Annotated in this window: 12 protein-coding genes and 4 pseudogenes; 10 read left to right on the top strand and 6 right to left on the bottom strand. The window is 34.2% G+C overall.

Annotated features, from left to right (window positions below; genetic code table 11):
- Positions 1-76: 76 nt before the first annotated feature.
- Positions 77-1141, bottom strand: coding sequence for a DNA/RNA non-specific endonuclease (locus tag A6J68_RS04735; RefSeq protein ID WP_000823931.1), 1065 nt, complete (start codon positions 1139-1141; stop codon positions 77-79).
- A gap of 228 nt (positions 1142-1369) precedes the next feature.
- On the opposite strand from A6J68_RS04735, the gene aroA reads away from it, so the two are divergent.
- The 7 genes from aroA (at position 1370) to A6J68_RS04770 (ending at position 8066) form a co-directional block, all read left to right on the top strand.
- Positions 1370-2653 (top strand): 3-phosphoshikimate 1-carboxyvinyltransferase, encoded by a 1284-nt coding sequence (gene aroA, locus A6J68_RS04740; protein ID WP_000772014.1) that lies wholly within the window; start codon positions 1370-1372, stop codon positions 2651-2653.
- Complete coding sequence (locus A6J68_RS04745) at positions 2646-3158, top strand: shikimate kinase (protein ID WP_001127193.1); 513 nt, start codon at positions 2646-2648, stop codon at positions 3156-3158. Before aroA ends, A6J68_RS04745 begins: the two co-directional genes overlap by 8 nt.
- A 56-nt stretch (positions 3159-3214) precedes the next feature.
- Positions 3215-4588: an LCP family protein gene (locus A6J68_RS04750; protein WP_000089337.1), complete on the top strand. Its 1374-nt coding sequence runs from the start codon at positions 3215-3217 to the stop codon at positions 4586-4588.
- Between the two features lie 100 nt (positions 4589-4688).
- The gene (rlmD, locus tag A6J68_RS04755) at positions 4689-6044 is read left to right on the top strand and encodes a 23S rRNA (uracil(1939)-C(5))-methyltransferase RlmD (RefSeq protein ID WP_000902654.1); all 1356 of its coding nucleotides are present in this window, start codon (positions 4689-4691) and stop codon (positions 6042-6044) included.
- Between the two features lie 83 nt (positions 6045-6127).
- Positions 6128-6373: a helical hairpin domain-containing protein gene (locus tag A6J68_RS04760; RefSeq protein ID WP_338322624.1), complete on the top strand. Its 246-nt coding sequence runs from the start codon at positions 6128-6130 to the stop codon at positions 6371-6373.
- A 117-nt stretch (positions 6374-6490) separates the two neighbouring features.
- On the top strand, positions 6491-7228 hold the full coding sequence (aphA, locus tag A6J68_RS04765) for an acid phosphatase AphA (protein ID WP_000757296.1): 738 nt from the start codon (positions 6491-6493) through the stop codon (positions 7226-7228).
- Positions 7229-7547: 319 nt separating this feature from the next.
- Positions 7548-8066, top strand: a complete 519-nt coding sequence (locus A6J68_RS04770; RefSeq protein ID WP_001267096.1) for a ClbS/DfsB family four-helix bundle protein — start codon at positions 7548-7550, stop codon at positions 8064-8066.
- Positions 8067-8137: 71 nt separating this feature from the next.
- On the opposite strand, the gene A6J68_RS11595 is transcribed toward A6J68_RS04770, so the two are convergent.
- Positions 8138-8326, bottom strand: coding sequence for a TetR-like C-terminal domain-containing protein (locus A6J68_RS11595; protein ID WP_001875973.1), 189 nt, complete (start codon positions 8324-8326; stop codon positions 8138-8140).
- Positions 8327-8354: 28 nt separating this feature from the next.
- A complete protein-coding gene (locus tag A6J68_RS11600) occupies positions 8355-8663 on the bottom strand; it encodes a TetR/AcrR family transcriptional regulator (protein ID WP_001876114.1) in 309 nt (102 codons plus the stop codon).
- Positions 8664-8845: 182 nt separating this feature from the next.
- Between A6J68_RS11600 and A6J68_RS11745 the strand changes: the two are divergent.
- Positions 8846-8962 (top strand): annotated as a pseudogene (locus A6J68_RS11745) (YSIRK-type signal peptide-containing protein); the annotation flags it as partial.
- A gap of 336 nt (positions 8963-9298) precedes the next feature.
- Here A6J68_RS11745 and A6J68_RS04790 read toward each other — a convergent pair.
- A protein-coding gene (locus tag A6J68_RS04790) for an IS3-like element ISSag5 family transposase (protein ID WP_088197835.1) occupies positions 9299-10443 on the bottom strand; the annotation gives its coding sequence in 2 pieces (ribosomal slippage) (positions 9299-10209 and positions 10209-10443; 1146 coding nt in all).
- A gap of 81 nt (positions 10444-10524) precedes the next feature.
- On the opposite strand from A6J68_RS04790, the pseudogene A6J68_RS11490 reads away from it, so the two are divergent.
- Positions 10525-10713: pseudogene (locus tag A6J68_RS11490) on the top strand (hypothetical protein); the annotation flags it as partial.
- Between the two features lie 9 nt (positions 10714-10722).
- A pseudogene (mobC, locus tag A6J68_RS04795) lies at positions 10723-10951 on the top strand (plasmid mobilization relaxosome protein MobC); the annotation flags it as partial.
- A 1-nt stretch (position 10952) separates the two neighbouring features.
- Here mobC and A6J68_RS04800 read toward each other — a convergent pair.
- Together A6J68_RS04800 and A6J68_RS04805 are read right to left on the bottom strand one after the other, a co-directional pair.
- Positions 10953-11448 (bottom strand): annotated as a pseudogene (locus A6J68_RS04800) (Hsp33 family molecular chaperone HslO); the annotation flags it as partial.
- A gap of 193 nt (positions 11449-11641) precedes the next feature.
- On the bottom strand, positions 11642-12850 hold the full coding sequence (locus A6J68_RS04805) for a YSIRK-targeted surface antigen transcriptional regulator (RefSeq protein WP_000255861.1): 1209 nt from the start codon (positions 12848-12850) through the stop codon (positions 11642-11644).
- Between the last annotated feature and the right edge of the window lie 156 nt (positions 12851-13006).

Genomic DNA, 13006 nt, shown 5'->3' on the forward strand with positions numbered 1-13006 from the left:
AAAAACCATCTTGCATATGCAAGATGGTTTTTATGTACACATTATAATAATAGAATTGATTTGATAATAAACAGTTCTACCATTGCAATCCAGCAGCAGCGATTTCTGCTTTTGAAGCGTATTGTCCATTTGGACGATGCCACCTTCCTCTATAGTCACGTTTGTAGCCTTGACTAGTTTGTTCTTGTACTAGAGTTTCTTGTTTTTTCTGAGTTTCAGCTGCGAGCCTTGCTTGCTCCTCTTTTTGCTTCCTTTGAGCTTCAGCAGCAAGCCTTGCTTGTTCTTCTTCCAGTTTTTTCTGAGTTTCAGCAGCAGCTTTTTCCTCTTCAACTTTCTTTTCTGCAAGTCGTTTTTCTTCTTCGTGCTTAGCGATAAGTTTTCTTTGTTCTTTAGCTGATAAGACAGTATTTTGAGCCTTTCCGCTGAGGTAGTCAATGGTAGCATTTGGTGAGGTATTCTCTAAGGTAACAGTGCTGATGCCGAATTGATCTTGAGTGGATTTGTTTCCGATAAAAATAGGTAATAATTTCCCAGTCTTATCAATACCAACATATTTTAATTCAATTTTTCTTGGAATTAGTTCATTATTTTGATAAATTGGTGTTACTTTATAATCTAAGTAGTAGTTTTTATGAGTCGAAAGCCAAGTCTTTAGTTGTTTTTCATAGAATAGCATGCTCTCAGGGTTAGATGAATTCGTGCTATTGTAGTTTCCAGTATTTAGCCAATTCGTCATTGGAACTAAATTCTTTCTTTCATTGTTTAGTCCACTAAATTGGTGGCAAATAAGACGGCCTCGGCTCATTAGCCAAGCTTTTTGAGTACCATCATTATAATAGAATTTAAAATTGTGCCATCCAACAGGGGTTGTTTTTAAACGTTTTACTCTCTTTTTCTTGGGTTCATCTTTAACTTTTAGCTGAATATGTGCGAATGTGGCACGACCTTTGTCATCCAACTCTCCTAAAACCAATTGTCGTTTGTGTTTAAAAGGTAAAGTACCATTCTCTTTTGTTTTATACTCTTGAGCAGTAACAATATTTTCTGTGGTATGATTTGTAGCTAGGTTTATTGGTGTGTAAAGCGAAATAACCGTTAGTAAGGTTGCAATTCCTAATTTTATAAACTGTTTTCTTTTCATCTGTTAACCTCTAAAATAACATAAAATAGTAGCTGTTTATTTTTAAATGCATTCTGAAAATTAAAATGTGATTTTTGTAACAATATTATAACATAATGATGTATGACATGTGAAGTTAATTTATAAAAGATGTTACAGCTATATAGAGGAGCTATAGTATAAATAAAAAATTCAAAATATAGCATATATTATGATACAATAATAGCAAAATAGATTTTGGGAGTTATCATGAAATTACTGACTAATGCAAATACTCTCAAGGGAACCATCCGTGTTCCTGGCGATAAATCAATAAGTCACAGGGCTATTATTTTTGGGAGTATATCTCAGGGAGTTACCCGAATTGTTGATGTCTTAAGAGGCGAGGATGTTTTATCAACTATAGAGGCTTTTAAACAAATGGGGGTTCTAATTGAAGACGATGGCGAGATAATCACTATCTATGGCAAAGGATTTGCAGGTTTAACACAACCGAATAATCTCTTAGACATGGGAAACTCTGGTACTTCAATGCGTCTGATAGCAGGTGTGTTAGCTGGTCAAGAGTTTGAAGTGACGATGGTTGGAGACAATAGTTTGTCAAAGAGACCTATGGATCGTATAGCATTGCCTTTAAGCAAAATGGGAGCTAGAATTTCGGGAGTAACTAACCGTGATTTACCACCATTAAAACTTCAAGGTACAAAAAAATTAAAACCTATTTTTTACCATTTACCCGTAGCTTCTGCACAAGTAAAATCAGCTTTAATTTTTGCGGCTTTACAAACTAAGGGAGAATCTCTCATTGTAGAAAAAGAGCAAACAAGGAATCATACTGAGGACATGATTCGGCAATTTGGTGGACATTTGGATATTAAAGATAAAGAAATTCGACTCAATGGCGGTCAGAGCTTAGTAGGACAAGATATAAGAGTTCCTGGTGATATTTCGAGTGCTGCCTTTTGGATAGTAGCGGGTCTTATTATTCCTAACAGTCATATTATTTTAGAAAACGTAGGTATAAACGAGACACGAACTGGAATCCTTGATGTCGTCAGTAAAATGGGTGGAAAAATTAAGTTATCTTCGGTTGATAATCAAGTAAAATCAGCAACCCTTACAGTTGATTACTCTCATCTACAAGCTACTCATATTTCTGGGGCTATGATTCCACGTCTGATTGATGAATTACCTATTATTGCTCTTTTAGCAACACAAGCTCAAGGCACCACAGTCATAGCAGATGCTCAGGAATTAAAGGTGAAAGAGACAGATCGGATTCAGGTCGTTGTCGAATCGCTAAAACAGATGGGTGCTGATATTACTGCTACAGCAGATGGTATGATTATACGTGGTAATACCCCTCTTCACGCTGCTTCACTTGATTGTCATGGAGATCATAGAATAGGAATGATGATAGCTATTGCTGCTCTCTTGGTCAAAGAAGGCGAAGTAGATTTATCTGGTGAAGAAGCTATTAATACAAGCTATCCTAACTTTTTAGAACATTTGGAGGGATTAGTTAATGCCTAAGGTATTATTGGGATTCATGGGAGTTGGCAAGACTAGTGTTGCCAACTGCTTAGAAAATGAAGTAATTGATATGGATAGTCTGATTGAAAAACATATTGGTATGTCAATTTCCCGATTTTTTACAGAAGAAGGAGAAGCCTCCTTTCGTGCTTTAGAATCTCAATTTTTAAACGAACTTTTAAAGAAAAAAAATGAAGGACTTGTGATAGCTAGTGGAGGAGGTATTGTACTCCTTGAAGAAAATCGTCGTCTTTTAACTTTAAATCGTCATAATAATATTCTTTTAACAGGAAGTTTTGAAGTCTTATATCATCGTATAAAAAAAGATGAGAAGAATAGAAGACCATTATTTTTAAACCATTCAAAAGAAGAATTTTATGATATTTATCAAAAACGCATGTTACTCTATAGTGGTTTGTCTGATATGATTATTGATACCGATTATCTTACACCACAAAAAATAGCTACTGTAATTGGAGAGTCACTGGTTAATTTATCTAACTAAGTTATCACAGTTTGGTAGTATGAACTATTATTATTGAAAGTAAATCACCTGAAAATATGTCAAGAAATAATTACGGTCAGCTAAATCATCATGAAGAGCTACGATATAACTATCTTTTAAAAAACATCCATTATCTTAATGAACGTGAAAAGATGGAATTTCAGTACCTTCATTATAAAAAAACAGCAGTACGACCACAGAGAAGGACAGAAAGTCCACCAACTAATTCTTATTATGAGGAACCTTATTCTGATTCTTATTATCAAGATGACGATTTTTACTCAGAGCCTCAGCTAACCTCACAAGGTTTACCAATTTATCAAGAAGAGAGAGCTCCGAAGAAGAAAAAACAAAGGGCCAGAAAAGAAAAACAGAGGGTGAAGGTTATGGCGCCTTTCCCTCCAAAGGCTATAACCCCCCCTAGAAAGAAAAAAAAATTTAAGGGTTTCCTAAAGTTCATAGGTATTATATTACTAATTGTTTTATCAGGTATGGTTTTCATGTTTGTTAAAGGAATGCGTGATGTGAATAATGGGAAGTCACATTATAGCCCTGCAATTATTGAAGATTTTAAGGGAAAAGATGCTGTTGATGGGACTAATATCTTAATTTTAGGTAGTGATAAACGTGTCAGCGAGAGATCTACTGATGCGAGAACAGATACCATAATGGTTGCTAATGTTGGTAACAAGGATAATAAGGTTAAGATGGTGAGTTTTATGCGAGATCTCTTAGTCAATATTCCTAATTATAGTACGGAAGGTTACTATGATATGAAATTAAATGCGTCTTTTAATTTGGGAGAACAAGATAATCATAAAGGAGCAGAGTATGTTCGACAAACGTTGAAAAATCATTTTGATATTGATATAAAATATTATGTTATGGTTGACTTTGAGACATTTGCAGATGCTATTGATACACTGTTTCCTAATGGTGTCAAGATTAATGCTAAATTTGGACTTGTCGGTGGACAATCTGCTGATTCAGTTAAAGTTCCTGATGATTTAAGGATGAAAAATGGCGTTGTACCTAGCCAAAAAATTAAGGTTGGGATTCAGTACATGGATGGAAGGACCCTTCTAAATTATGCTCGTTTCAGAAAAGACGATGATGGGGACTTTGGTCGAACACAACGTCAACAACAAGTTATGAGAGCTATTGTCTCTCAAATAAAAGACCCACGTCGTCTCTTTACAGGTTCTGCTGCTATCGGTAAAGCCTATGCTTTAACTTCAAGTAATTTATCTTATAGCTTTGTCCTAACAGATGGCATTCCAATTTTATCAGATGCTAAAAATGGTATTAAGCAAATGACAATTCCAAGAGAAGGAGATTGGGTAGATGATTATGACCAGTATGGTGGTCAAGGGTTAACAATTGATTTTGCTAAGTACAAAAAGATCCTAAAGAAAATGGGACTGCGTTAACATTTTTAATTATGATATAATAGAGTGATTTATTGTCACTCTATTTTTATCTTTAGTGTATAAACTAAAGACTTCAAATGATAGATATAAAAGGAAAATTATGTTACATAAAAATGATATTATTGAAACTGAAATTAGCGACATTAGCCATGAGGGAATGGGTATTGCCAAAGTAGATGGCTTTGTTTTCTTTGTTGAAAATGCTCTTCCAGGTGAGATTATTAAGATGCGCGTCTTGAAATTACGTAAGCGTATAGGATATGGAAAAGTTGAGGAATATTTAACGACTTCTCCTCACCGAAATGAAGGATTAGACTATACCTATTTACGTACAGGGATTGCTGATTTGGGACATCTTACTTATGAACAACAGCTGTTATTTAAACAAAAACAAGTAGCTGATAACCTTTATAAAATTGCTCATATATCTGATGTTTTAGTAGAACCTACTCTTGGTATGACAATCCCTTTGGCATATCGAAATAAAGCTCAGGTACCAGTTCGTCGTGTTGATGGACAGCTAGAGACAGGTTTTTTCAGAAAAAATTCACATACTCTGGTATCCATTGAAGATTATTTAATTCAGGAAAAAGAGATTGATGCTCTGATTAATTTTACACGAGATTTATTAAGAAAATTTGATGTTAAACCATATGACGAAGAGCAGCAATCTGGTTTAATTAGAAATCTCGTTGTTCGTCGAGGACATTATACAGGGCAATTAATGTTGGTTTTGGTGACAACACGTCCTAAAATATTCCGCATTGACCAAATGATTGAAAAGTTGGTGTCTGCCTTTCCTTCTGTTGTTTCAATTATGCAAAATATTAATGATCGTAATAGCAACGTTATTTTTGGGAAAGAATTTCGTACTCTATATGGTTCTGATACTATTGAGGACCAAATGTTAGGAAATACTTACGCTATATCAGCCCAATCTTTTTACCAAGTTAATACTGAAATGGCTGAAAAACTGTACCAAAAAGCAATCGATTTTTCAGATTTAAACTCAGAGGATATCGTTATTGATGCCTATTCAGGTATAGGAACAATTGGCTTATCTGTTGCTAAACAAGTAAAACATGTTTATGGTGTTGAAGTTGTTGAAAAAGCAGTAAGTGATGCCAAAGAAAATGCTACTCGAAATGGGATAACTAACAGTACCTATGTTGCTGATTCGGCTGAAAATGCAATGGCAAAGTGGCTTAAAGAAGGTATAAAACCAACTGTTATAATGGTTGATCCACCACGAAAAGGATTAACGGAGAGTTTTGTATATTCTGCTGCCCAAACAAAAGCAGATAAAATCACTTATATTTCTTGTAATTCAGCGACAATGGCGCGTGATATCAAACTATTTGAAGAATTAGGGTATCATTTAGTAAAAATTCAACCAGTAGACTTATTCCCAATGACACATCATGTGGAGTGTGTGGCTCTGCTCGTAAAAGCCTAGAAACTTTTTAACGAAAGGAATATTAAAAAGCCTTAGATAATCGACTGACCTATTACCAAAAAATCGAAGGGGCTCTACTTGCCATTGCACAAACACCAGGAAATAGTTTGCCAACTATGCAGCTGTTAGATGAGTTAGTTCTTCCAAAAGACATTACCATAGCAGATGTCAGTCAAAGTATCCAAGAATTTGAAATAGAAAGAGATGCCCTTCAAGAATTTTTTGACGATATGCTGAAGACTTATACAACCTACCAAGAAATGAAAGATTATATTAAATCTCGTGAAGCGAACACTCCTAAGCAAGAGACAGAAGAAAAATCACTTTGAAGACTGTAGACTTAACATAAGTAAAAAATAACCATATATGATATCGCTTTCATTCTTATGTTTTTTGTGATAAACTAATTAAAGAAATAATTTTTATACTTTATTATGGAGGTTCTTATGAAGAAAGTGTTAGTGAGTAGTCTTTTGGTTTTAGGGATTACGATAACGTTACAAACAGTAGTTGAGGCTAAGGGGCCAAAAGTAGCTTATACACAAGAGGGAATGACTGCTCTTTCGGACACAAATAAAGATAAAGTCACTACTATTTCTATTGACGAGATTCAAAAAAGCTTAGAAGGTAAGAAGCCGATTACTGTTAGTTTTGATATTGATGATACACTGCTTTTCAGTAGTCAATATTTTCAATATGGTAAAGAATATGTAACTCCTGGATCGTTTGATTTTCTTCATAAACAAAAATTCTGGGATCTTGTTGCAAAACGAGGAGATCAAGATTCCATTCCCAAAGAATATGCTAAAAAATTAATTGCTATGCATCAAAAACGAGGAGATAAAATTGTTTTTATAACAGGTAGGACAAGAGGGTCAATGTATAAGGAGGGCGAGGTTGATAAAACAGCTAAAGCCTTAGCTAAAGATTTTAAATTAGACAAACCAATTGCTGTAAATTATACAGGCGATAAACCTAAAAAGCCATACAAATATGATAAATCATATTATATTAAGAAATATGGTTCAGACATTCATTATGGAGATAGTGATGACGATATTCATGCAGCTAGGGAGGCCGGTGCTAGACCAATTAGAATTTTAAGAGCACCTAATTCTACAAATCTACCTTTACCAGAAGCTGGAGGCTACGGTGAAGAGGTTCTCGAAAATTCAGCTTACTAGTATCTTTATTAGTTAACATAGTATTATCTATCAATTTTTAGATTTGTAATAAGAAGTGCTAAAAAAGTAGCAATCAATGATATGCTAATAAGGGAAGTTGGAGTAGTTTAGATTGATTATTAATGACTGATCTTCTCTCCTCTCGGTAACAAGAAGTTTTTCTAACAAATGCCTGTCTAAAAAAATTGAATCATAATTTTTTAATAACTCTTTTGGCGTGAACAAGGAATTTGTAATCAGTCATCTAATTCTATAATACAATACTTTGGGGTTGTTTCCGTATCATTATTAATAATATGTATCAGAAAGGAGATGTTTTTTGAGAGTTTATGAAAATAAAGAAGAGTTGAAAAAAGAAATAAGTAAAACATTTGAGAAATACATTATGGAATTTAATAATATTCCAGAGAATCTAAAAGATAAAAGAATTGATGAAGTTGATAGAACTCCAGCAGAAAACCTTTCTTATCAGGTTGGCTGGACCAACTTGGTTCTTAAATGGGAAGAAGATGAAAGAAAGGGACTTCAAGTAAAAACACCATCGGATAAATTTAAATGGAATCAACTTGGTGAATTATATCAGTGGTTCACAGATACCTACGCTCATTTATCTCTGCAAGAGTTGAAAGCAAAATTAAATGAAAATATTAATTCTATCTATGCAATGATTGATTTGTTGAGTGAGGAAGAATTATTTGAAGCGCATATGAGAAAGTGGGCTGATGAAGCGACTAAAACAGCGACTTGGGAAGTGTATAAGTTTATTCATGTAAATACGGTTGCACCTTTTGGAACTTTCAGAACTAAAATCAGAAAATGGAAGAAGATAGTATTATAAATTATATTTTTAACTTTAAAAAATTTCATAAAAATGGTTACCAAAGACGATAGTTTTTTCTAATACAAATATTAAATTCTCACGACAGATGTAATATATCTTGCTATTTCTTCAGGCTCTTCAGTAAAGTCATGATCTATCCAATTTAAAATAATACTTTCAATTGTTGAGATATAAATACCAAGAGCGAAAGAATATGGAACTTGATATGCTGTTTCCAGTTGTTTTTGTAAGTCTGGTATATCGGAATGTGTAATCATCTCTTTGATATAGTTTTTAATTATGTTGTCAATATTCGGAAAAAACAAAGGATTTAATAATTTCTTTATTTATATACATATAGCTAAGCATCTCCTTTAAGACCACTTCTTCATATAATAAATCATTATTTAAAATTTTTGTGATATCATCAAAGATTATTAAAATAGACTCCCTAAGGAAGTCTTCTTTTGAATTGTAATGATTATAGAAAGATCTTCTACTAAGTCGAGCTTTTTTTGCTAAATCGCTAACTTTAATTTGCTCAAAGCTCCTCATCTTTAACAATTCTGAGAAAGCTTTTAAAAATTTTAAATTAGTGTTATCTGAACTTACCAATATACTATCACCTTTATATAAAATCTTAAAGTTATAAATCTTATCGAATGTGATTATACAATACAAATTCAAATAATAGTTCACATTTATCGAGATAATGTAAAACAGTAAAACTTTAAAAAAAGTAAAAATAGATAACTTTATTGGTTAATCTATTTTTACTTTTGAAAAGGAGAGAAGTTATGCTTAGGAAGTATAAGCAAAGAAATTATAATGTCGCACATACGAAACAGCGTTTTTCGATTAAGAAATTCAAATTTGGTGTAGCATCGGTATTAATTGGATTGACATTTCTAGGAATGAGTAGTCATTCTGTTTTGGCGGATGAGTCAAGCATTATGAGTACTGAGGTACCACAAACAGCTGGTGTAAAACCGGAAGTTACTGTTACACAGCCTACTTCAGATGTAACAAGTCTTGCGACAGATACGTCAACTTCAGCAGTGTTATCAACAGATGCATCTCATTCTAATCCTACAGAATCAGCGGAGCATGCTGTAGGATTAGAATGCTGAAGATGCAGCGGTTCCAGTGACACACGAAAAAGAAGCAAATAAAACATTGCGAGTTACTTCTTCTTCCACATCTGAATTCACAGAGTGGACTAATGTCAAATAAGTAGACAGAAAACCGTGTTATTTTATTGCGTTAAAATAATTTTCTTCTTTCTGATTAGGGGTTAGTCCTAGATTAGCCGTATGTGGGTTGTAATTGTTATAAAAATTCTCAATGTATTCAAAGCAGTCTAATTGAACCTGTTTGATATTTTGATAATGTTTTCGGTTGATTTGTCTATGCTTTAAATACTTGAAAAATGCTTCAGTTACGGCATTATCATAAGGATATCCAGGTTTAGAAAAAGAATGCATGATATTGTTGTCATCAATTATTTTTCTAAATTCCCTGGCCTTAAATTGTGACCCTTGGTCGGAATGAAAGAGAAGTGTTCCTTCAATCTTTCTTTTATTAAGAGCTAATTCTAGAGTGTTACATGCTAACTTTGCATCCATACGGTGACTCAATTTCCAAGCAATACATTTTCTAGAATAGAGATCAAGTATTGCGCAGAGATAGACATATTTCTTATATCCAATAGAAATATAGGTGAAGTCAGTAGACCATACTTGATTAGGTTTGTCAGGATAAAATTTCTGGTTGAGTAAGTTTTGAGGATACGTTTTTTGAGTCTTTTTAAGAGCTGTTTTTGGCTTAACGGTAGCCATTTTAGGGAGCGCCATATTCTTCATCAGATGGTAAATTCTTCCTTCAGAGATTTTTGTGTCGTAGTCTCTTTGAAGAATGACTTTGATAGACTTCACACCAAGTCTTTTGTTTGCTTTGGTATAAATCTCAAGTATTTGTTTTTTATAAATTTGATTATCCAATTCTCTTTTTGAGGGCTTATGTTTTAGAAATTTATAGTAAGTGGAGCGATTGACACGTAAAACACGACACAAGGTTGTTGTGGCGTGTTCAAAGCGTAACCGATAGACAGCGAGGAGTCTTACTTTAAGTTTTGCATGAATATGGCACTTGCTTTTTTTAGGATAAGGTTCTCCTCTTCAAGCTGCGCATTACGTTTTTGTAACTCTTGTATTTGCTTGGCAGTAAGTACAGAATTATCTTCGAGTTTGAATTGAGAGTACTGTTTGATCCATTTTGCAAGCGCAGAAGTGGATACCCTATAGTCTTTACAGAGTTCAGACTGAGTTTTTCCAGTTTGATAAAGGTTAACAAGAGATTGTTTGAATTCTTCATCATAGCGTTTAAATGTTGACATAGGTTGTCCTTTCGTTTTTGTGTCTTTTAAAACAGATTGTAACACACAAAGTTTTGTCTACTTTTATAGTATACATCCACCCTTTGGCAATACCAAAAGTTTGAGCAGATTAGTTGAGATGTGCAGGAAGTTTTGATTATCGCAAGAGAGAATCATCAAGTGACTCATGAACACGTGTCAATCTTATTGACCTGCGTTCAAGAATTGATTGTGGAAGTCAATCAAACACAGCCACTCAGTCGTGAGTTTCGTGAAAAGTATATGGGTTAGGAGGCTGCAATTGTTTATCGTTATCGTACCAATCTCAAAAAAGTCTTTCTAACAGATTCAGAATTGAATCAATTAAATGAGCGGATTGCTAAGAGCAATTGTCAAAATTTCTCAGTCTATGCTAGAAGAGTTCTTCTTAATCCCAATATGTCATTTGTCACGATTAACACGGATTGGAAATAACATCAATCAAATTGCGCGTGCTATCAACCAAAGCCATCTAATTTCTCAGGCTCAGTATCACTTTCATCGAGAAGCACGTTAAGCCCAACAGCAGGGGGGGTTGCTCTGATTCGGTTAAGTAATAAGCAAAATCCTCACCAATTTTCCCAGTAATAAGAGGCGTTGTTGAGGTATAGGGATTACCTGTGCCATAGTCGATGATGGTCACAAAATGACCATTCCCCATAAAAGAGCCAACCAAAACTTCACCTGTGGCCGTTTTTTGATGTCAACACCAGTATTTTGGATGTACCCCTTAACATGCCCTTTGGTATCTGCAACAGAGATAATATGACCAAAGGAAGAATCACCGATGACTTTAACCGTAATCTTGCTATCGCCTTTTTGATTAGCCGCTAATATTTGATTAGCAATCAGGGTGCGACCAAGAGCAACTGTTGAAGACGACAAGGTATGATGTTTTTCCTGAGCCAATTTAACAGTCTCGGTGCTATCGAGGACATAAGACCTGAAGGCACCAGAGGCAGAAATTGATTTAATAATTTTATCCATAACCTATGTTATAGCACAAAGAGAGAGTTTGTATGGACTGGATTAGCTGAAAATTTTAGACTAAAAAGTAGTGCCAGTGGATTTTGAAAGGTAACAAAAGAGTCTTCCGTTTAAACGAGAAGGCTGTTTTTAGTCGTTTCAGATGAAGGCAAAAGGACGATGAAATAATTCCGTACCTTCATGGATTGCTATGTTACTGGCATGAGGTCTCACGATATTTAGTAAGATATTCGTTTGAAGATATTCCCACGTATTTTTTAAAGGTTTTAAGAAAATGTGTGGTGTCGTAAAAATGTAATAATTTCGCTACTTCCCCAATCGGTACCCCTCTTTGCAGTAGTAATTGTCCCTCCTTAATTTTTGCCTTTAGAATATAACTTTGCAAGGAAATGTCAGAGTATTTTTTAAAAACTGAGCGTAAGTGGGAATCTGAGATATATAGGTAGTTGGCAATATCAGATACTTTGAGTTTGGAGTAGAGGTGGTTGTCCACATAATGGAGAATACTATTGTACATTTGCTGCTTGTCAGAGATGCTCTTATTGGTTAAGGATTCTGAAAAATCAATAAGAGCTGCACAGCGAATTCTTGAAACATCAATAAGATCAGGAGCCTCTTCGTTTAAAGCCATATAGTGCTTTACCAGCGCATAACTTTTAGCCACATCAGTATTTTCCTCGAAACTTAATTCTAGTAATTTTGTTAAGTAAACAACAGTTAAGTTCTTTTCAGCTCTTAGGGCAGGGATTGAAGATGAGGTAACACTGGATGATGGGAGGCGATTAATTTCTTGCTTTAACAGTTGAGTGTTACCCAGCTTAACGAGATCAATAATGTGATTGAGATGGTTTAAAACAGTGGGTAACTGAAAAGAGTTTTTCTTAGTATGTTTTAGGTGAAGAACAATATCAGGATCCGCAACAATCTGTTCTGACTCTTCTAATAAATGATTGATGACTTGTTGGCAACTAGCCTCAAACTGTGTTTGGAAAAAGGCATCGATAGACACAAGAAGACTACGTATACTGGTAGTAGGAAAACAAGGGACAAGCTTTATATAGGATAAGATTTCTTTTTTACTACGATGAGAAAATTGTTCTAGAAAGCGACTGGATAACTGTTCTTGCCTATTGATATCAGGGCTATAGGGATAAAATGGTCCAATAGCAATAAGATATTGACAGACAGGAAAAATTAAGAATGATTCTTCAAAAAGACCCTCATAAACAGTGATATCTTGGTTATAAGGGATAGCTAAATGTTTTAAAAACTGATAGTAAGGCAACAGATAGTCTTCGTTACTATATAACTGAACGAGTTCCTTGTCTCGTGACATGACTGAAATAGGTAGTTGAGATATGGTATGCAATGTTTGAACATGTTTAAAATCGAATGTAACCATTTGATAGACCGCCTTCATTATCATTTCTAGAATTTTTCTTTAGGTTTGTAAAGACTACAAAATAAAATGATGAAAACAACTATCTTGTGGATACACTAAAAAGACACGCTAATTAGCAAACTCTCTCTTCATCATCTCTCACCATTATTATACTAC

Origin of the sequence: Streptococcus sp. 'group B', assembly GCF_002073795.1 — a bacterium.
Classification (GTDB): Bacteria; Bacillota; Bacilli; order Lactobacillales; family Streptococcaceae; genus Streptococcus; species Streptococcus agalactiae.